Source organism: Ramlibacter cellulosilyticus (genome assembly GCF_014297465.1).
GTDB lineage: Bacteria > Pseudomonadota > Gammaproteobacteria > Burkholderiales > Burkholderiaceae_C > Ramlibacter > Ramlibacter cellulosilyticus.
Genome location: NZ_JACORT010000001.1, coordinates 300,608 through 318,913, shown reverse-complemented (window position 1 = coordinate 318,913; position 18,306 = coordinate 300,608). Strand labels below are relative to the sequence as shown.

The window sequence follows — 18,306 nt, the reverse complement described above, 5'->3', positions numbered from 1 at the left end:
ACTCCCCAGTAGAAAAGACCCATACTGAATCGCATGGAATCGAAGACGATCCGATTTGTCCGGCGTGGCGAACTCGTCAGCTTGACCAATGTACCACCCGACCGCACGCTGCTGGAGGTGCTGCGGGAAGACCTGCAGTGCACCGGCACCAAGGAGGGCTGCGGCGAAGGCGACTGCGGCGCCTGCACCGTGGTGCTCGCCGAACCCGGCCCGCACGGCGCGCTGGAGTACCGCGCCATCAACAGCTGCATCCGGCTCGCCCATTCCGTGGACGGCATGGCGCTGTGGACGGTGGAAGACCTGGCCGGCGCAGACGGCAGCCTCCACCCCGCCCAGGAAGCGATGGTCCGGTGCCACGGCTCGCAGTGCGGGTTCTGCACGCCGGGCTTCGTCATGAGCCTGTTCGGCATGTACCAGAACCACGTGTGCAAGGGCGAAGCCGTCACGCGCGAGCTCGCCCAGGAGGAGCTCTCGGGCAACCTGTGCCGCTGCACGGGCTACCGCCCCATCCTCGATGCCGCGCAGGAAATGGAGAACCTGCCGCGCGTCTCCGTCGACGAGCAGGCGGTGATCGCGCAACTGGAGCAACTGCGGGCCAGGCGCGAGCTGGTGCCGAGCAGCGGCACCTATCTCGACCCCCGGTCCCTGCCCGAGCTGCTGGCGCTGCGTGCGCGGCATCCGCAGGCGCAGGTCGTCGCCGGCTGCACGGACGTGGGCCTGTGGGTCACCAAGATGCACATGCAATTCCCGCAGGTGCTGGACGTCACGCGCGTGGCCGAACTCAAGCAGGTGGAACGGTATGACCACCACGTCGCCATCGGCGCCGCCGTCACGCTGACGGACGCCTTCGAGGCGCTGGTGGCCGACCGGCCGCAGCTCAAGACCTTCGCCAACCGCTTCGCCGGCCTGCCGGTGCGCAACTCGGGCACGCTGGGGGGCAACGTGGCCAACGGCTCGCCCATCGGCGACTCCATGCCGCTGCTGATCGCGCTGGGGGCGCACGTCGTGCTGATGTCCGAACGCGGCCACCGCGACATGCCGCTGGAAGACTTCTACACGGGCTACCGCAAGAACGTGCTGGCGCCCGATGAAGTCGTGGCGTGGATCAAGGTCCCGAAGCCGGCGGACGGTGAATTCCTCCGCGCGTACAAGATCTCCAAGCGCTACGACGACGACATCTCCGCCGTGTGCCTGGTGGTGAACGCGCGCATCCAGGACGGCGTCGTCGCCCACGTCGGCATCGGCGCCGGCGGCGTGGCCGCCACGCCCGTGCGCGCGGTGAAGACCGAAGCCGCGCTGCGCGGCCAGCCGTGGACGCTGGACGCCGCCAAGGCGGCCACCGCCACCTTGCGCTCCGAGTTCCAGCCGATCAGCGACATGCGCGCCTCTGCCGCCTATCGCTCCGAAGTCCTCGGCAACCTGATGCAGCGCTTCTGGCTCGAGACCCAGGGGCTGCAGCACATCAACCTGGAGAGCTTCCGCCTGGCGGAAGCCACGACGCCATGAACGCCCCCGAGAAGTTCCTGGCCGGCACGGCGGTCGCGCCCGCCACCGGCACCTCCCACATCCACGAGAGCGCCCGCGCGCAGGTGGCCGGCGCGGCGACGTACATCGACGACATCGCGGAGGTGCGCGGCACCCTGCATGCCGCGCCCATCCTCTCCAGCGTGGCACGGGGCAAGCTGCGGGGCGTGGATGCGTCGGAGGCGCGGACCATGCCCGGCGTGAAAGGCGTGATCCTCGCGCAGGACATCCCCGGCGACCGCATCCTCGCGACCTTCACGCACGACGAACCCGTCTTCGCCTTCGACACCGTGGAGTGCATCGGGCAGGTGGTCGGCGTGGTCGTGGCCGACACCGTGATGCAGGCGCGCCGCGCCGCGCGCAAGGTCAAGGTGGACATCGAGCCGCTGCCCGCGATCGTGGACGTGCGTGAAGCCGTGAAGGCGCAAAGCTTCGTGCTGCCGCCGGTGACGGTGCGCCGCGGCGAGCCGGAACAAGGCATCGCCCGCGCGCCGCACCGCCTTTCCGGCTCGCTGGACGTGGGCGGCCAGGAGCACTTCTACCTGGAAGGCCAGGTCGGCTACGCCCTGCCCCTGGAGCAGGACAACTGGTGGATCTACTCCAGCACGCAGCACCCCGCGGAGGTCCAGCACTGGGTCGCGCATGCGCTCGGGCTGGAGAACCACGCGGTGAAGGTGGAATGCCGGCGCATGGGCGGCGGCTTCGGCGGCAAGGAGACGCAGGCCGGGCACATCGCGGTGTGGGCGGCACTGGCCGCGAACAAGCTGAAGAAGCCCGTCAAGTTGCGCCTGGACCGCGACGACGATTTCATGGTCACGGGCAAGCGCCACCCGTTCGCCTACGACTACGAAGTGGGCTTCGACGACGACGGCAAGGTCACCGGCCTGAAGCTGGTGCTGGCGGCCAACTGCGGCTGGAGCGCCGACCTGAGCGGCCCGGTGGCGGACCGCGCGGTCTTCCACGTCGACAACGCGTACTTCCTGGGCGACGTGGAGATCGTCTCCTACCGCTGCAAGACCAACGTGCAGAGCCACACGGCCTTCCGCGGCTTCGGCGGCCCGCAGGGGATGATCGTCATGGAGGCGATCCTCGGCGACATCGCGCGGGCGCTGGGCAAGGACCCGCTGGACGTGCGCAGGGCCAACTTCTATGGCATCGAAGAGCGCAACGTCACGCACTACCAGATGACCGTCGAGGACAACATCCTGGACCCGCTGGTGGCGCGCCTCGAGGAGACGGCGGAATACCGACGCCGGCGCGACGAGATCGCGGCCTGGAATGCGCGCAGCCCCGTGATCAAGCGCGGCATCGCCCTCACGCCGGTGAAGTTCGGCATCTCCTTCACGGCGACCTTCTTCAACCAGGCGGGCGCCCTGGTGCACGTGTACACCGACGGCAGCGTGCAGGTGAACCACGGCGGCACCGAGATGGGCCAGGGCCTGCACACGAAGATCTGCCAGATCGTCGCCGACGAACTGGGCGTGCCGTTCCACAAGGTGCGCATCAGCGCCACCGACACGAGCAAGGTGCCCAACGCCAGCGCCACGGCCGCCTCCAGCGGCACGGACCTGAACGGGCGCGCGGCGCAGTTCGCGGCACGGCAGGTGCGGCAGCGCCTGGCGGACTACGTCGCGGAGAAGCAGAACTGCCGGCCCGAGCAGGTGATCTTCGCCAACGGCCAGGTGAGCGGGCCCGACGCGGTCATCAGCTTCGAGCAGCTGGTGGACGACGCCTACCACTCGCGCGTGCAGCTGTGGAGCGACGGCTTCTACCGGACGCCCAAGATCCACTACGACAAGCACACGCTGACCGGGCGGCCGTTCTTCTACTTCGCCTACGGCGCCGCCTGCAGCGAAGTGGCGATCGACACGCTCACCGGCGAGAGCCGCGTGCTGAAGGTGGACATCCTCCACGACGCGGGCACCTCCATCAACCCGGCGATCGACATCGGCCAGATCGAGGGCGGCTTCATCCAGGGCATGGGCTGGCTCACCACCGAGCAGCTGGTGTGGAACGAGAAGGGCTACCTCGCCACGCACGCGCCGAGCACGTACAAGATCCCGGCGACGGGCGACGTGCCCGAGCACTTCCACGTGGAGCTCTGGCACGAGGCGAACCGCGAGGACAACGTCGGCGGCAGCAAGGCCGTCGGCGAGCCGCCCTTCATGCTGGCGATCAGCGTGTGGGAAGCCTTGCGCGATGCGGCCGCGGCCGCGCGGCCGGACGGGCGCGTGCACATGGACGCGCCCGCGACGGCGGAGAACGTGCTGAAGGCCTTGCAGGCCTGAGGACGCGCGGCCGCGGTTAGAGTCGCGCCCGTGTTCCCTTCCGTCGCTTCCGCCCACGAACGCTTCGCCGCGCTCCGCCAACGCCTGGCCGAGCGCGGCATCTCCTTTCGCGCACCGCCTCCGGAGCCCACGACCTGTTGCGGGCGGGGGTGCAGCGGGTGCGTGTGGGAAGGGTGGTATGCGGCCGCGGGGTGGTGGTGCGAGGATGCGGAGGCGGTGCTGAGCGAAGGGTGATCGGTGGGGTGCGCTGGCGCTCACCTTCCGGCGCTGGCGCGCCGCCACCCTACATTCTTGCGGCGGTGTCGGTCTTCGTAGGGTGGCGGTGCGCAGCGCCGGAAGGTGAGCGAAGCGAACCCCACCGAGCTACGCCGCCACCCCCATCGCCTTCTCCAGCACCTGCAGGTACACCTTCGCCTCCGCCGCCACCGGATGCTCCGGGAAGCGCTGGAGCACCGCGCGCAGGATCTTCGCGGCCTGCGCATGCTGGCGGCCGCCTTCGCTGAGCAGGCGCGCGCCCAGCACGAACACCGGCGCGGTGTCCTTGTGCTGCGGGAAGCGCTTGTCGAAGCCGCGCAGCAGCGCGCTGGCCAGCGGCATCTCGCCCTGGCGCAAGGCCACCGTGGCCACCGGCAGCACCACGTCGCCGTCCTGCGGCTGGTAGGCGGGGTCGAGTGCCTGCAGCTTCTTCAACACGTCCGCCGCGGGCCGGCCCTGCCCCGCCCGCGCCAGCGCCGAGAGGTACTGCTGGCCGTGGGCGAGCACCAGGTCGCGGTCGCCGAGCTTCTCGTACAGGGCGTGCAGGCGCGTGTTGAGCGGCACGTCGAAGCGGTCGTAGCGCATGCGGTCCTTGACCTCGGCGATCGCCTCGCGGAAGTTGCCGGCGGCTTCCAGCTCCTGCAGCTTGCGCTCCCAGGGATCCTTCGCGGGCGAAGCGGCGGCGAGCGCGGCGCGTGCCGAACCGGCCCCGGCGATGGCCTCGGCGCCGCCGGCTTCGCGGTGCTCGTCGAAGTCGACGTCCACCTCGAGGTGCAGTTCCTGGTGGTACTGGTACAGCGCGTAGCCCATGATCGCGAACAGCACGAAGCCCAGGTAGGTCACCACGGCCATCTCCACCGGCAGCCGCAGGAAGGATGGCCAGTCCGCCCCCATGTGGAAGGCGGCCTGGCGCGCGCCCGCGATGGCGAGGAACAGCACCCAGAGCACGAAGTACGCGCGCCCCATGGCGCCGAGCAGGTGCAGCGCGTTGAACGGGTTCAGCGCGCGGAAGAAGCTGTCCTCCAGCGCGATCACCACCGCGGCGGAAGGCAGCAGCAGGCTGAGGAGCGTGACCACGATCCAGTACCAGGCCGGCTGCAGCGAGAACCACAGCGGGTCGCCGAAGCGCGGCGTGTACTGCTGCAGCATGTCTTCACGGCTGACGCCGAATGCGGGCGGCGGCTCCTCGGCCTCCGCTTCGGCGATGCCGCGCACGGCTGCCGGCCCCTCGTCCTCGTCCGCCGGCGCCGCATAGGCCTCGCCCGGCTTCGCCGGCGCCTGCAGGCGCGCGGCACGTTCCGCCTGGCGCTGCTCCCACTCGCGGCGGTCCCGCTCGAAGGCCGCGACTTCCCCGGCGTGGTCGTGCCGGTACATGGCGACCAGCCGCTCCTGCACGCGGGCATCCTTCGCGATGCGCGACTGCACCGCGTAGTCGCCGAGCGAAGCGCTCGCGACGATGAACAGGGCGATCACGAGCCCCAGCTTGGCCGGGCGCTTCTCCGGTCCCCAGAGGCTGTGGTCCGGCGACTCGCCCTCGAACCGGCCCTTGGAGAACAGCTCCAGCACGTTGAACGCGTAGCGCAGGCCCAGGTAGACGAGCATGCCGCGGAAGAGCATGCCGAACGGCCCGAGCACCAGCCCCGCCACCGCACTGGCCGCCACCAGGCACACCAGGACGACGAGCGGCCCGAACCGGAAGGGGAAGCCCAGGAAGAACGGCAGCTTGTGCCAGAACGGCGCGATCTGCGCCTGCTTGACCTTGATCTCGATCTCCGCCGCCACCCGACCTCTCCTGTCTTGTTTGGGGCGGGATGCTAGGCGGCGCGTGCCGGCAGGGGCATCGCCCGGACGGATGAGCGCCCCGCCGGCGCCGATGACCGGCCGGCTCGCGCCGACCGTCGTCGCCGGTGCGTGGTCGTCTTGCCACGCGCTTGCCCGCGCCGGGTGGCACCGCGCAGGCCCGCCGGTATCGCCTCCCTATACTGGCGCGAGCAGGTCCCCGGCGAGGGACCGGGCCGCGGCATCCTCTGGCGGCCACTTCTCGGAGGGAACGCCATGGTGTTCTGGGGTATCGCGTGGGGCGCCGTGCTCGGCTGGTTGTGGCCGGGCCACGGTTACGACAACGACTGGCAGGTGATCGCCGGCGCCGTGCTCGGGGCGCTGGCAGGCGTCACGCTGCGGCAGGTCGTGCGCACGGAGGTCGCCCGCCAGCACAGGGCCGTGCAGCCGGCGCCGGCAGCCGCGCCGGCACCTGCGCCGGCCGTGCGGCAGGAGCGCGCAGCGGAGCCGCCCACGGCCACCGCCGCGCCCTTGCCCGCCCCGGTCGTGGCCACGCGCACCGAGCCGCCCGCCTTCGAGGACACGCACCCGCAGGCGGTTCCCGTGCGCGAAGCGCCGGCCCGCCCCGCGCCCCGCACGCGCGAAGAGCCGGACTTCGTCACCGCCCTCGTCTCCCGCGCGTGGAACTGGCTGGTGGGCGGCAACACGGTGGTGCGCATCGGCGTGCTGGTGCTCTTCATCGGCCTGGCCTTCCTCGCGAAGTACGCCATCGAGAACGCGATGCTGCCGCCGGAACTGCGGCTGGCCGCGATCGGCCTGGCGGGCATCGCCCTCTTCGTGTTCGGCTTCCGCATGCGCGCGCGGCCGGAGCGCGCCACCTACGCGCTCACGCTGCAAGGCGCCGGCATCGCGGTGCTGTACCTGACGCTGTTCGCGGCCTTCCGCGTCTGGCACTTCCTCCCCGCAGGTGCCGCCTTCGCGGCGCTGGCGCTGGTCTGCCTGTTCTCCGCGGTGATCGCCCTGGCGCTGGATGCGCAGGCGCTCGCGTTCATCGGCTTCGCCGGCGGCTTCGCGGCGCCGGTGCTGGTCTCCACCGGGCAGGGCAACCACGTCGGCCTGTTCGGCTACTACCTGCTGCTCGGCGTGGCGATCGTCGTGATCGCGTGGCTGCGCGCCTGGCGCGCGCTGAACCTGCTGGGCTTCTTCGCGACCTTCGGCGTGGCGACGCTCTGGGGGGTGCTGCGCTACCGGCCGGAGCAGTTCGCGAGCACCGAGCCCTTCCTGGTCGCCTTCTTCGTGCTGTACCTGCTGGCCGCGCTGTTCTACGCGCTGCGGCATGGCCAGTCCGCGAAGCGCGCCGTCGACGCGACGCTGGTGTTCGGCAACGCGATCGTGACGATGGCGCTGCAGGCAGCGCTGGTGCGCGACATCCCGTACGCCACCGCCTTCTCCTCGCTCGCGCTGGGCGCCGTGTATGCGGCGCTCGGCTGGTGGCTGCTCGCGCGGCGCACCGGCGAAGGCACGGTGCAGCGCTGGCTGGCCGAATGCTTCGCGGCGCTCGCGCTCGGCTTCGTCACGCTGGCGGTGCCGCTCGCGGTGGACAACCGCTGGACCTCGGCCGCCTGGGCCGTGGAAGGCGCGGCGGTGTACTGGATGGCGCGCCGCCAGGGGCGCTGGCTCGCCTGCGCCTTCGGCCTGCTGCTGCAAGGCCTGGCGGCCCTGCTGTACCTGGACGCGGGCTGGCGCGCGGACGCAGCCGGCGCGTGGCCCATCGCCAATCCGGCGTTCCTGGGCGCGGCGATGCTCGCAGGGTCGGCCCTCGCGATCGCGTGGTGGTCGCGCGAGCCCATGCGCGCCGCCGGCGAAGGCTGGGGCGCGAGGACCTTCCGCGAGGTGGACGCGGGCCTCTCCCCGGTGCTGTTCTGGATCGGCTTCGCGTGGTGGATGGTGGCGCTGGGCGTGGAGATCGGGCGCACGACGACGAACGCGCAAGGCTACCCCGTGGCGAACCTGGGGCTCGGCCAGCGCGAGCTGCTGCGCGCCGCGGGCTGGGTGCTCAGCGCGTTCGTGCTGCACCGCCTCGCGCTGCCGGGCCGCGCGCGACCCTGGACCATCGCGGCGACGCCCGCGTGGTTCGCGGTGCCCGTGATGCTGTATGCGGCCTTCATCGGCATGGCGCACCAGAACCACGTGTTCGAAGGCCTCGGCTGGATCGCATGGCCCGTCGTGCTGCTCGTGCACGCCGTCATGCTGCGCCGGCTGGATGCCGGCCGCCCGAGCGCGTGGTGGCCATGGGTGCACGCCGGCGGCGTGTGGCTGCTGGTACTGCTGGCGGGCAACGTGCTCGTGTTCGCGATCGACCGGGCCGAGCTGTGGCGCACCGCATGGGCGAGCGTCGTGCTGCTCGCGGCGGGCAGCCTCGTGCTGCTGGCGCTCGTGGTCGCGTGCCGCCGAGCGCTGCAAGGTGCGGCCGCGCGCTGGCCGCTGGACCGCTTCCTGGCGGCCTACGCGGTGCGTGCCGCGGCGCCGCTGGCCGCCGCCCTCGCGGCTGGTGCCCTGGTCGTGGCCGTGCTGTCCAGCGGCGAGGCGCGGCCGCTGCCTTACGTGCCCCTGCTGAACCCGACCGACCTGGCGGTTGCCATCGCGCTGCTGGTCTGCGCGCTGTGGCTGCAGAAGCTGCGCGCGGGCGTCGTCCCGCTGCCGGGCGTGCTGCGCGGCGTGGAGGTGCCCGCGGTGCTCGCCGGCATCGGCTTCGTCGCCCTCAACACCGTGTGGCTGCGCGTGGCCCACCATTTCGGCGGCGTGGCCTGGAACGGTCCCGCGCTGTTCGACTCCTTCCTCGTGCAGGCGGGCTACTCGATCCTGTGGACGCTGATCGCCGTGGTGCTGATGGTGGCCGCGCACCGGCGCGGGCAGCGCCTGCCGTGGATGCTGGGCGCCGGGCTGCTCGCCCTGACCGTGCTGAAGCTGTTCGTGATCGACCTGTCCAACCGCGGCGGCAGCGAGCGCATCGTGAGCTTCATCGGCGTCGGCGTGCTGATGCTGGTGGTCGGCTGGTTCGCGCCGCTGCCGCCGGCGCAGCGGCGGGCCAAGGAGGCCGACGCGCTGCAGGGAGCGGCGCCATGAGCCGCGTGCGCATCCTGGCCGCGGCGTGGCTGCTCTGCGGCGCCGCGATGGCCGCGGACGAGCCCACGCCCTCCTCCTTCGCCTGGCGCGGCACGCTGGAAACCCCGGGCCAGGGGCTGGTGCGCGTGCCCGTGCCCGCCGACGCGCTGGCGCGCCTGCAGTCGCCCGTCGCGGCGGACGTGCGCGTGTTCGACGCGGCGGGCCAGGCGGTCCCTTTCACGCTGGTGGCGCCGCGTGCGCCCGAAGCGCAGGCGCGGCGGCAGACCGCGACCTTCACCGCGCTGCCGCTGCATGCGGCGCCGGCCGGCGGCAAGCTCCCGCCGGGAGCGGTGCAGTTGCGCATCGAGGAGAACGGCGAGCGCCGTTCGCTGTGGGTGCAGATGGGACAGGATGCGAAAGCCGCCGAACCTGCCGGCGCGCAGCGCCTGCCCGCGGCGCTCTTCGACACGCGCGGCCAGCAGGACCCGGTGACCGGCCTCGTCGTGCGCGCCCGCATCCCGGACAACGTGCCGGTGCGTCTCACGTTCGCCACCAGCCCCGACCTGGAGGCCTGGACGCCCGCGCCCGTGTCGGGGCGCATCTACCGCTTCGCGGGCGAAGGCGCGCCCGCGCAGGACACGCTGGAGCTGCGCGCGCCGCTCGCCTTGCGCGACCGCTACCTGCGCGTGGACTGGAGCGGGCACGAGGGCGTCAGCGTCGAAGCGCTCACGGGGCTGCTCGCGCCCGCGAAGCCGGACCCCGAGCGGCCTGCCGCGGTGCTGGGGACGCCGGCGGCCGACGGCGCGTCCGCGCTGGAATGGCAGCTTCCTTTCGCGACGCCGCTCGCGGGCCTCGCCTTCACGACCTCGCGCGGGAACACGGTGCTGCCGCTGCGCGTGCTGGGGCGCAACCGCCCTTCCGAGCCGTGGCGCGTGCTCGCGCAGGCGGTGGTGTACCGCCTGGGCAGCAACGGACAGGAGAGCACGAACACGCCCGTCCTGCTGGGGCGCCCTTCGGTGCGCTGGCTGCGCGTGGAAGCCACGCATGGTGCGCGCATCGAAGGCATCCCGCTGGAAGTGCGGGCGCTGTTCGATCCGGTCGACGTGGTGTTCGCCGCGGGCGGCGCCACGCCTTACCTGCTCGCCGCGGGGCATCCCGCGGCGAAGCCCGTCGCGCTGCCGGCCTCCCTGCTGGCCGCGACGACAAGCACGCCGCTGGACGCGCTGCCGCCGGCGCGCGTCGGCGCCGTGCAAGGCGGCCCGGCCGGGGAAGGCCCGCTCGGCTGGCTGCCGCGCCACGTCGAACCGAAGACCGCGGGGCTCTGGGCCGTGCTCCTCCTCGGCGTGCTGGTCCTCGGTGGCGTCGCCTGGGGGCTGCTGCGGCAGTTGCAGGCTTCGGCTCCCCGGCAGGAGTGAGGCGCGCGGCTACGCCGCCGCCCAATGCCGGTTCTCGAGCACGGAGGCGATCACGCGCGCTGCGCGTTCCGCGCCGTCCGTTTCCACCGGCTTGTACGCCACCGGTGCATGCATCGCGGCCAGCGCCCTGTCGGCGAGTTCGTCGACGCCCAGCTCCCGGAAGCGCACCGCGCAGTCCGCGCAGTAGTTGTGGAGGCGGTGGCGCACGTGGATGCACTGCTCGAAATGCCGCTCCAGCGGGAAGCTGAGGAAGCGCCGCCGCGTCGCCACCAGTTCCATGCACGTGCTCAGTCCGCCCTGCACGAGGGCCAGGTCCGAGCAGGCGAGGTGCTCGAACAGGTTGTGCACGTAAGGCAGCACGTCCAGGCCTTCGTGCGTGGGCAGGCTCTCGCGCGCCACGCGCGGGCCCGCGACGAGAACCATGCGCAGTTCCGGCACCTGCTTCTTCATGCGCGGGAAGGCGGCCGCGATCCGCTGCAGCAGCGGCGCGCCGACGCCGGTGCCGCCGACCGCCGCGATCACCAGCTTCTCGTCGCGCCGGTAGCCGTGCCGCGCCCGCAGGGCGTCGGTGTCGGCGAGCGATGCGGGGTCGAACGGCAGCGCGTAGCCGGTGAAGGTGAAGTTGCGCCGCGTCCAGTCGCGGATCACCGGCAGCCCGGGGCCGAAGGGCTGCTCGGGGGCGTCCTCGGGGTTGCCGACGAAGATGGCGCGGTCGCGGATCCACGGATAGCGCGCGACGTGCTCGATGTCGTCGGCATTGCGGTCCGCGCACAGGAAGGCTTCGCGCTCGTTGCCCTCCTCCATCGGCAGGCAGCCGACGAAGTCGGTCAGGAAGACGAAGGGCTGCCGCTTCAGCTCCGGGTTCTCGTGCAGGTGGTAGTCGACTTCCCAGGCTTCGTCGCCGATCACGATGTCGTAGTGCTCCTCGCGCAGGACGTCGGCGAACACGAGGAAGTTGCGCGCCATCACTTCGTCCATGGTGCGCAGCGCGAAGAAGGCCTGCAGGTCGTGCTCGCCGGCCTGGTCCTCGAAGTGGCGGCTCTCGTTGGCCAGGCGCGCGCAGGCGGGATGCACGCGCTCGCCTTCGCGCTCGAGGTAGGTGGAGGCGGGAGGGACCGTGAACCAGTCGACCTCCAGGTCCGGCTGCAGCCGGCGCAGCGCGCGGGCGATCGCGAGGTCGCGCTGCACGTGGCCGAGGCCGATCGCGCTGGAGACGAACAAGGCCTTGCGCTTGCGCGCCATCGCGCGCACCCAGGTCGACGCGGCGGGCGCCACGCCGGTGAACTCCAGCAGCATGCGGCAGAACGCGACGGGATCGCGCGCGGGCAGCAGGTGCCCGCCTCCGCCCACGGTGACGAAGCGCGCGCCCGGAATCGCCTTGGCGGCCATCTGTCCCTGGCTGTAAGGCACGCGAGCGTCCTTGTCGCCGTGGACGACCAGCGTGGGGCACGCGAGCTGGCGCGCGATCGGCCGCATGTCGTGGCCCATCCAGCCGGCGAGCCCCATCGCCACGTGCGGCCCTTCGGCCGCCCACCCGGCGCGCACGCCGTCCTCGTAGGGCTTGGTGCCGTGCGGCTCGCTGAAGCAGATCGTGAAGAACTCGTCGAGGTAAGCGGGCCAGTCGGAGCGCATCTTCGCGAGGTGCTGCTGCACTGCTTCGACGGCGGCCGGATGCTCCAGCCGCCGCTCCATCCATCCGCCGCACAGCATCAGGTGGCCCACGCGGTGCGGCTGCTCGTACGCGAGCCGGATCGCCGTCATCGCGGTGGCCGAGATGCCGACGACGGCGGCGCGGCCCACCTCCAGCCGATCGAGCACCGCGACGAAGTCGGCGTAGTAGTGGTCGAACGAATACTGGTCCTGCGTCGCCGGCCGGTCGGAGCGCCCGTTGCCCCGCAGGTCCATGCAGGCGACGCGGAAGTGCTGCGACAGGTACGGCAGCACGCCGCGCAGCAGGTGGGTGTTGGCGATCTGGAAGATCGGCGCGAAAGCGAGCCAGGGGCCGCTGTCGCCGAACTGCGCGTACCAGGACTTCACGCCCTCCCGTTCGACGAAGCCCTCCTTGCGCGGAGCGACCGTCTCGAACGGATAAGGATGCGGAAGGGTGCCCGGCGCGGGCAGCGGGCCGGCCGTGCGCAGCAGGCGCGCGGGCATCGCGGGGTGATCGTCCATCGCTTCCTCCTCGCGGGAGGAAGCATTTCCGCAGGCGCGCCCGCGGCTGTCAAGCGCGGGCGGGCGCTACCCGATGTTGATCACGCGCGCGTTCGGGAAGCGGGCGAAGGGGTCGTAGCCGCGCAGGCCTTCGCGCAGCGTGGGCTCGTGGTTCTGCGCGATGCGGTTGCGCTGGCGAGTGTCGGCCTTCCACATCGTGTCGACCAGCGCCTCGTCGAAGCGCAGCATCACGGGCGCGGCATACGGGTACTTGGCATGCGGGTCGTCCATGATGGACCACGAGATCACGAGGCTGCCGTTGGGCGCCTGGGCCGCGATGGAGTGCGGCGGAAAGAGGTGGCGGTACGACGACCAGAACACCGAGCGCACGTTGTCCAGGGTGCCCACGCTGAGCGTGGGCGGCTGCGTGCTGCTGGGGATCGTCTCCGGCCTGTCGTACTTGCCCGCCGCACGCGAGGTCGTCCAGAAGGAGGTCTTGCCCGGGCGGTCGGGGACGACGCTGATGGCTTTCGGTTCCATGGGCAATCTCCGAACGAGCGGCGAATGGTAGGAGCCGGGCGCGTCCATTGCTGTAGGACAAGCCCGACAGCCATGTCGGAATCCGACGCATGGCGCCCCGGGCCATTGTGCGCTGCGTCAGAGGGACAGGATCCAGTCAGCCATCACTTCCGCGGTTTCCTGCACCAGCGCGGGCTGTCCGGCAAGGTAATGGTTGCCGCCGGCGATGTCCACGTTGCGGATGCGGGAGCCGCCCGCGGCCATCCAGGCGTCCCGGGTGCTCGGGAAGGTGGACTGGTCGCCCGTATACGTGCACAGCAGCGTGGGCACCGACGTCCGCGCGAGGTTGGACGGCCCGTCCGCGCGGCTGCGCGGCGACCACTGCGACAACCAGGCCGTGAGGGAGGTGATCCGTCCCATCTGGCTGGCGGCGTAGTTGACGGCGCGCGCGCCATGGGCGCCGGCGCCCCACACGCTGCCCACGGCGCGGTCGTTCGCGTCCAGCGAAAGGTCCAGGAAGCGCGGGTCCGCATGCGTGCGGTAGACGACGAACACCTCGTCGCGCGGGCTGCCCGGCTCCTTCAGGCCGCGCAGCTGGCGCAGGCGCTCGCCCACCCACTGGTCCACCCGTTCGTAGCGCCGTTGCTGCGCCTCGCGGAAGCGGGCGAGGAACGCGCGGCCGAAGGGGGGGCCGTTGCGCGGGTCGTACATGTCGAGCGCCGGGTCGCACGAGAGGCCGTCCCGCTCGTCGGTGAGCGACGGGTCGATCCAGTTGCGCATCAGCGTGGAGCGTCCCTCGTGCGCGGCGCAGAGCGCGAGGCCCGCCACGGGCGGCAGGTCCTGCGGGGACAGGCGCGCGGGATCGCCGTCGACCATGTGCTCGATCGTGAGGCGCTCCGCCTGCGCCTGGTAGAAGCAGGACAGCGACGCGCCCCCCGAGTTGCCGACCAGCACGACCTTGTCGTAGCCCTGCGCGCGCAGGAACTGCACGCCCGCGCCGAGGTCCTGGATCACGCGCTCCATCAGCAGCAGCGTGTCGTTGCCTGCGTACCGCGAATTGAGCCCCATGCAGGCCACGCCGCGCGCGGCCAGCGGCTCGATCAGGTAGTGCCCCATGAAGTTGCTCGTGGGGTGCATCACGATGGCGGCGGCGCGCTTCGGGCCCGCCGGCTGCATCCATGCACCATAGATGCGCGGACGCAGCAGCTGCAGGCCGGACTGGCTTTCCATCGCAGCCCCGGGCTGCACGTCGATGACCGCGAGTTGGAGTTCTGGCATGCGGCGATTGTGGCCCGTTACCGGGAGCGGCCCTGCGCGACTATGATGGGCGCCCAGGGGAGCCCCAACAACCGGCATGCGCGCCCCCGCGCGCGGAGCCGGCCCAGACCACCACACATGCCGAACATCGCCGCCCTCCTCAAGGACGAGATCGCCCGCATCGCACGCAAGGAAGTGCGTGCGCAGACGGAAGACGTCCGCAAGGCCTCCGCCCAATACCGCAGCCACATCGCCAGCCTGCGCCGCAGGATCGACGACCTGGAGCGGGAGCTCAAGCGCGTGCGCAAGGGGTCCGGGCGGGCCGTGCCCGAGTCGGCGGAGGACGGCGAGGGCGACGGCGGCAAGCAGCTGCGTTTCAGCGCGACCCGGCTCGCGGCGCAACGCAGGAAGCTGGGGCTCTCGGCCGCGGACTTCGCGGCGCTGCTCGGCGTTTCCGGCCAGTCCGTCTACAAGTGGGAGCATGGCGAGTCCCGCCCGCGCGCGAAGCAGCTGGAAGCGATCGCGGCGCTGCGCAAGATCGGCAAGCGGGAAGCGGCGGCGCGGCTGGAACAATCCGCGAAATGACCGGCCTTCGGATGTAGGGTGGCGGCGGCGCGCCGCCGGAAGGTGAACGAAGTGAACCCCACCGCGCTGGCAGGCGCCCAACGGTGGGGTTCACTTCGTTCACCGCCACCCTACAAGAAGTCCTCCGTTTTCCTCGATCGAGCGCAGCGTTGCGCTGACAGCCCGCACGCGCATCCGGCCTCACGCTCCACCCCCATGGACGCGCCCCACGTGCACCTCTCCCGCACGGAACTCGAGTTCCTGCACCGGCTGCTGCTCGACCTGCAGCGGCGGCTGGGCGACGACCCGGCGGACGCGGGCAGCGTCGCGGCCCTGGAGCTCGCGCTCGCCGTGCTGCGCTGGGACGGCGAGGCGCCTCCCGAGCTGGAAGCGCAGGTGGGCCTCGGCGCGGCCGTGCAGATGAAGCTCGGCCTCGACGCGATGGTCGCCTGGCGGCAGTGGCGCGAGGAATGCCGCCGCGCCGCGCTCACTGCCTGAACAGTTCCTCGATCTGCGCCCGCAGCCAGCGGTTGCCGGGATCCCCCTCGAAGCGCTTGCTCCAGTGCAGCGAGACGACGAACTCGCGCTGCGGGAACGCGGGCTCCACGATCGCGTAGCCGCCCGCGAAGCCCCGCGCGATGTTGCGCGGCATGATCGCGGCCAGGTCCGTCGCCTTGACGATCTCGGGCAGCACGAGGAAGTGCTCCGTCACGAGCCGCAGCCTGTCCTCCAGCCCGACCTGCTCCACGATGCGCAGCGTCTCCGCGTGCGAGCGCACGGCCACGAACTCCAGGTCGCGCAAGGCCTCCAGCAGCGCCGCGCCGGTGCGGCGCTTGCGCGCGAACGGATGGCCTTCGCGCAGGAGCACGATGTAGCGGTCCTCCAGCAGGCGCACGCGCTGGCTCTCCTTCACCATGGGCAGGAAGCCGAAGGCGAAGTCGATGCGGCCCGCATCGAGCGACTCGGTGATCTGGTCGCGCGGCACCGGGCGCGTCTGCACGCGCACGTTCGGGGCGCGATCGCGCAGCACCACCATGAGCTCCGGCAGGAAGCGGCTCTCGCCGATGTCGCTCATGTGGATGTGGAAGGTGCGGCTGGACCGCGCGGGGTCGAAGCCCGCCGTCTCGCCCAGGGCCTGCTCCAGCGTGGCGAGCGCCTGGCGCACCGGGTCCGCGAGGCGCTGCGCCTTGGGCGTGGGCTGCACGCCACCGGCGCTGCGCATGAACAGCGGGTCCTGGATCAGCGTGCGCAGCCGGCTCAGGCCCTGGCTGGCAGCGGGCTGCGTCAGGTCGAGCAGTTCGGCGGCGCGGCTGACGTTGCGCGTGCGGTAGACGGCGTCGAACAGGCGCAGGAGGTTGAGGTCGACGTCCTTGAGATGCATGGCGCGAATGAGGGTCGCGCCGATTATCGCGACCGCCGCTACTTGCCGCCCGCCGGGCCGGGGAAGCGCGCCACGAAATACGCCAGGGCGTCGAGGTCTTCCACGGGGATCGTGCTCACCGCGGCCGTCATGGCCTGCGTGTAGCCCGGACGCTTGCCGGAGTGGAAGCCGCGCAGGGTGTCGTGCAGGTACTGCTCGTGCTGGCCCGCGATCCGCGGCACCTGCTGGCCGCCGGCGAGCGCGGGGCCATGGCAGAAGAAGCACTTGTGGTGTTCCGCGAGCACCTGCCCGCGGGCCATGCGCGCGGCATCCGGCGGCGTGGCCGGCGGCGGCGGCGCAACGGCCGGCAAGGTCCCGATGTAGTCGGAGAAGCCGCGCATGTCGTCGTCCGTGAGCGTCTTGGCCACGGCCGTCATCGCCTCGTTGGGGCGACGGCCTTCACGGAAGAGGAACAGCTGCGTGATCGCATAGAGCGACGGCTGGCCGGCCAGCACGGGCGTGAGCGGGTCGGTGGAGCGACCGTTCGCGCCGTGGCAGGCCGCGCAGAGGCCGGCGAAGCGCTCCGCGTACGAAGGCCCCGCCGGTTTCGCCGCCGCCGCGGGGGGCGTCCCCGCGGCACGGGCTGCCTGGCCCTTCTGCTGTGCACCGGCTTGCGGCGAAACCACCACCAACATCGCCGCCGCCACCCAGGACAGCCAGCCTGCAGCCCGTTTCGTCATCACTTCCCGTAGCTGATGCGGTAGATGGCGCCCGCGTGGTCGTCGCTCACGAGCATCGAACCGTCCTTGAGGACGAGGAAGTCCACCGGGCGGCCGAGGTACTGGTTGTTCTCGACGAAGCCGGTCATGAAGGGCTCGACCTTCGCCCCGCCCTTGCCGTCAGGCCAGGCGACCGAGATGTCGGAGTACTTGGTCGTGCGGTTCCACGGGCCGTGGCGCGCGATGAACATGGCGCCCTGGTACTTGGCCGGGAACATCTTGCCCTTGTAGAACATCAGGCCCAGCGAACCGGCGTGCGGGCCGAGGAAGGCGGCGGGCTTCTGGTAGTCGTTGCAGGACTTGCCCCAGCCGAATTCCGGGTCCGGGATGTTGCCCTGGTGGCAGTACGGGTAGCCGAAGTGCTGCTGGCCCGGCTTGGTGACGACGTTGAGTTCGTCGTTGGGCAACTCCTCGCTGAACCAGTCGCGCCCGTTGTCCGTGAACCAGAGGTTGCCCGTCTTCGGGTCGAAGTCGAAGCCCACCGTGTTGCGCACGCCGGAGGCGATGGTCTCGATCCCGGTGCCGTCCAGGTTCATGCGGTAGATCTTCGCGTACTGGCCCGGATCGCAGATGTTGCAGGGCGCGCCGATCGCGTAGTACAGCTTGTTGTCCCGGATGCGCAGGAACTTCCAGCTGTGGTCGCCGCCGCCGGGCAGCTTGTCGTAGATGACCTTCGGCTCGCCGAGGTTGTCGAGCCGGTTGTCGACGTTGTCCCAGCGGTAGATCTTCTCGTTGGTGGCGAGGAAGAGGCTGCCGTTGTGGTACTCGATGCCGGTCGCGAAGGGCATCTTGTCGATGATCACCTTGGCCTGGCGGTTGCCCTGCTCCGGGACCATGTAGACCTTGTTCGCCACGAAGAGCGAACTCACCAGGATGTTGCCGTTCGGTCCCTGGCGCAGGCCGCGCGCGTCGAGGATGCCCGAGGCCCAGGTCTCCACCTTGAAGCCCGGCGGCAGCTTGAACTTCGCGGTCGGCAGCTTGTCGGGCGCGGTCGGGATCGGGAAGGCCGGCACCGGCGCCATCTGCATCGCCGAGTCGTTCGCCTTGGGACGTCCCTTCGCCCACCCCGGCTCTTCCGCGGGTGGCTGCTGCGCGAGGGCGATCCCCGCGCAGCAAAGGGTGGCGAGGACAACGAGCTTGGGCAGGTGCTTCATGTCTTTCCTCCGTGGTGCGACGATTCGCGCTGGAAAGTAGATCAGCGGCGCGCGGAGCGCGAACATAGCGCATTCCCTTAGGCGCGCGCACGGTAGGGAAGCGGCCTGGACGCGATGTGTCGCAAATTGAGACGAACGTTGCGCAAGAGCTTGCGC

Annotated in this window: 14 protein-coding genes; 7 read left to right on the top strand and 7 right to left on the bottom strand. The window is 71.3% G+C overall.

What is annotated here, in order from left to right:
- The first annotated feature begins 33 nt into the window (after positions 1-33).
- Genes xdhA through H8N03_RS01550 form a run of 3 tightly spaced genes read left to right on the top strand, consistent with a single transcriptional unit; the run spans position 34 to position 4,046 of the window.
- Positions 34-1,506, top strand: a complete 1,473-nt coding sequence (gene xdhA / locus H8N03_RS01560; RefSeq protein WP_187074362.1) for a xanthine dehydrogenase small subunit — start codon at positions 34-36, stop codon at positions 1,504-1,506.
- The gene (gene xdhB / locus H8N03_RS01555) at positions 1,503-3,812 is read left to right on the top strand and encodes a xanthine dehydrogenase molybdopterin binding subunit (RefSeq protein WP_187074361.1); all 2,310 of its coding nucleotides are present in this window, start codon (positions 1,503-1,505) and stop codon (positions 3,810-3,812) included. Before xdhA ends, xdhB begins: the two co-directional genes overlap by 4 nt.
- 30 nt (positions 3,813-3,842) lie before the next feature.
- On the top strand, positions 3,843-4,046 hold the full coding sequence (locus tag H8N03_RS01550; protein ID WP_187074360.1) for an oxidoreductase-like domain-containing protein: 204 nt from the start codon (positions 3,843-3,845) through the stop codon (positions 4,044-4,046).
- Between the two features lie 129 nt (positions 4,047-4,175).
- Here H8N03_RS01550 and H8N03_RS01545 read toward each other — a convergent pair whose 3' ends face one another.
- The gene (locus H8N03_RS01545) at positions 4,176-5,849 is read right to left on the bottom strand and encodes a tetratricopeptide repeat protein (RefSeq protein WP_187074359.1); all 1,674 of its coding nucleotides are present in this window, start codon (positions 5,847-5,849) and stop codon (positions 4,176-4,178) included.
- A gap of 273 nt (positions 5,850-6,122) precedes the next feature.
- Between H8N03_RS01545 and H8N03_RS01540 the strand changes: the two genes are divergently transcribed.
- On the top strand, positions 6,123-8,972 hold the full coding sequence (locus H8N03_RS01540; RefSeq protein WP_187074358.1) for a DUF2339 domain-containing protein: 2,850 nt from the start codon (positions 6,123-6,125) through the stop codon (positions 8,970-8,972).
- A complete protein-coding gene (locus H8N03_RS01535; protein WP_187074357.1) occupies positions 8,969-10,366 on the top strand; it encodes a DUF3999 family protein in 1,398 nt (465 codons plus the stop codon). The genes H8N03_RS01540 and H8N03_RS01535 overlap by 4 nt, the downstream gene beginning before the upstream one ends.
- A gap of 9 nt (positions 10,367-10,375) precedes the next feature.
- On the opposite strand, the gene H8N03_RS01530 is transcribed toward H8N03_RS01535, so the two are convergent.
- The 3 genes from H8N03_RS01530 to H8N03_RS01520 all read right to left on the bottom strand — a co-directional run bounded on the left by H8N03_RS01530 (position 10,376) and on the right by H8N03_RS01520 (position 14,314).
- On the bottom strand, positions 10,376-12,538 hold the full coding sequence (locus H8N03_RS01530; protein WP_187074356.1) for an alpha/beta hydrolase: 2,163 nt from the start codon (positions 12,536-12,538) through the stop codon (positions 10,376-10,378).
- Positions 12,539-12,604: 66 nt separating this feature from the next.
- The gene (locus H8N03_RS01525; protein ID WP_187074355.1) at positions 12,605-13,057 is read right to left on the bottom strand and encodes a hypothetical protein; all 453 of its coding nucleotides are present in this window, start codon (positions 13,055-13,057) and stop codon (positions 12,605-12,607) included.
- A gap of 117 nt (positions 13,058-13,174) precedes the next feature.
- Complete coding sequence (locus H8N03_RS01520; protein WP_187074354.1) at positions 13,175-14,314, bottom strand: alpha/beta hydrolase; 1,140 nt, start codon at positions 14,312-14,314, stop codon at positions 13,175-13,177.
- 117 nt (positions 14,315-14,431) lie between these two features.
- Here H8N03_RS01520 and H8N03_RS01515 point away from each other — a divergent pair, with 117 nt between their 5' ends.
- Both H8N03_RS01515 and H8N03_RS01510 read left to right on the top strand, forming a co-directional pair.
- Positions 14,432-14,878: a helix-turn-helix domain-containing protein gene (locus H8N03_RS01515; RefSeq protein ID WP_187074353.1), complete on the top strand. Its 447-nt coding sequence runs from the start codon at positions 14,432-14,434 to the stop codon at positions 14,876-14,878.
- A 195-nt stretch (positions 14,879-15,073) separates the two neighbouring features.
- Positions 15,074-15,355, top strand: coding sequence for a hypothetical protein (locus H8N03_RS01510; RefSeq protein WP_187074352.1), 282 nt, complete (start codon positions 15,074-15,076; stop codon positions 15,353-15,355).
- Here the strand turns inward: H8N03_RS01510 and H8N03_RS01505 are convergent.
- The 3 genes from H8N03_RS01505 to H8N03_RS01495 are packed head-to-tail and all read right to left on the bottom strand — an operon-like array spanning position 15,345 to position 18,150.
- Positions 15,345-16,238 (bottom strand): LysR family transcriptional regulator, encoded by an 894-nt coding sequence (locus H8N03_RS01505; protein ID WP_187074351.1) that lies wholly within the window; start codon positions 16,236-16,238, stop codon positions 15,345-15,347. The two genes, H8N03_RS01510 and H8N03_RS01505, sit on opposite strands and share 11 nt — an antisense overlap.
- 38 nt (positions 16,239-16,276) lie before the next feature.
- Complete coding sequence (locus H8N03_RS01500) at positions 16,277-16,957, bottom strand: c-type cytochrome (protein WP_187074350.1); 681 nt, start codon at positions 16,955-16,957, stop codon at positions 16,277-16,279.
- The gene (locus H8N03_RS01495; RefSeq protein WP_187074349.1) at positions 16,957-18,150 is read right to left on the bottom strand and encodes a PQQ-dependent sugar dehydrogenase; all 1,194 of its coding nucleotides are present in this window, start codon (positions 18,148-18,150) and stop codon (positions 16,957-16,959) included. Before H8N03_RS01495 ends, H8N03_RS01500 begins: the two co-directional genes overlap by 1 nt.
- Positions 18,151-18,306 lie beyond the last annotated feature (156 nt).

Bases quoted from the DNA above. Each gene is read 5' to 3' on its own strand.
- H8N03_RS01525 (WP_187074355.1), bottom strand. From the start codon at position 13,057: ATGGAACCGAAAGCCATCAGCGTCGTCCCCGACCGCCCGGGCAAGACC.
- H8N03_RS01495 (WP_187074349.1), bottom strand. From the start codon at position 18,150: ATGAAGCACCTGCCCAAGCTCGTTGTCCTCGCCACCCTTTGCTGCGCG.
- H8N03_RS01535 (WP_187074357.1), top strand. From the start codon at position 8,969: ATGAGCCGCGTGCGCATCCTGGCCGCGGCGTGGCTGCTCTGCGGCGCC.
- xdhB (WP_187074361.1), top strand. From the start codon at position 1,503: ATGAACGCCCCCGAGAAGTTCCTGGCCGGCACGGCGGTCGCGCCCGCC.
- H8N03_RS01515 (WP_187074353.1), top strand. From the start codon at position 14,432: ATGCCGAACATCGCCGCCCTCCTCAAGGACGAGATCGCCCGCATCGCA.
- H8N03_RS01540 (WP_187074358.1), top strand. From the start codon at position 6,123: ATGGTGTTCTGGGGTATCGCGTGGGGCGCCGTGCTCGGCTGGTTGTGG.
- H8N03_RS01520 (WP_187074354.1), bottom strand. From the start codon at position 14,314: ATGCCAGAACTCCAACTCGCGGTCATCGACGTGCAGCCCGGGGCTGCG.
- H8N03_RS01510 (WP_187074352.1), top strand. From the start codon at position 15,074: ATGGACGCGCCCCACGTGCACCTCTCCCGCACGGAACTCGAGTTCCTG.
- H8N03_RS01500 (WP_187074350.1), bottom strand. From the start codon at position 16,957: ATGACGAAACGGGCTGCAGGCTGGCTGTCCTGGGTGGCGGCGGCGATG.
- H8N03_RS01530 (WP_187074356.1), bottom strand. From the start codon at position 12,538: ATGGACGATCACCCCGCGATGCCCGCGCGCCTGCTGCGCACGGCCGGC.
- xdhA (WP_187074362.1), top strand. From the start codon at position 34: ATGGAATCGAAGACGATCCGATTTGTCCGGCGTGGCGAACTCGTCAGC.
- H8N03_RS01505 (WP_187074351.1), bottom strand. From the start codon at position 16,238: ATGCATCTCAAGGACGTCGACCTCAACCTCCTGCGCCTGTTCGACGCC.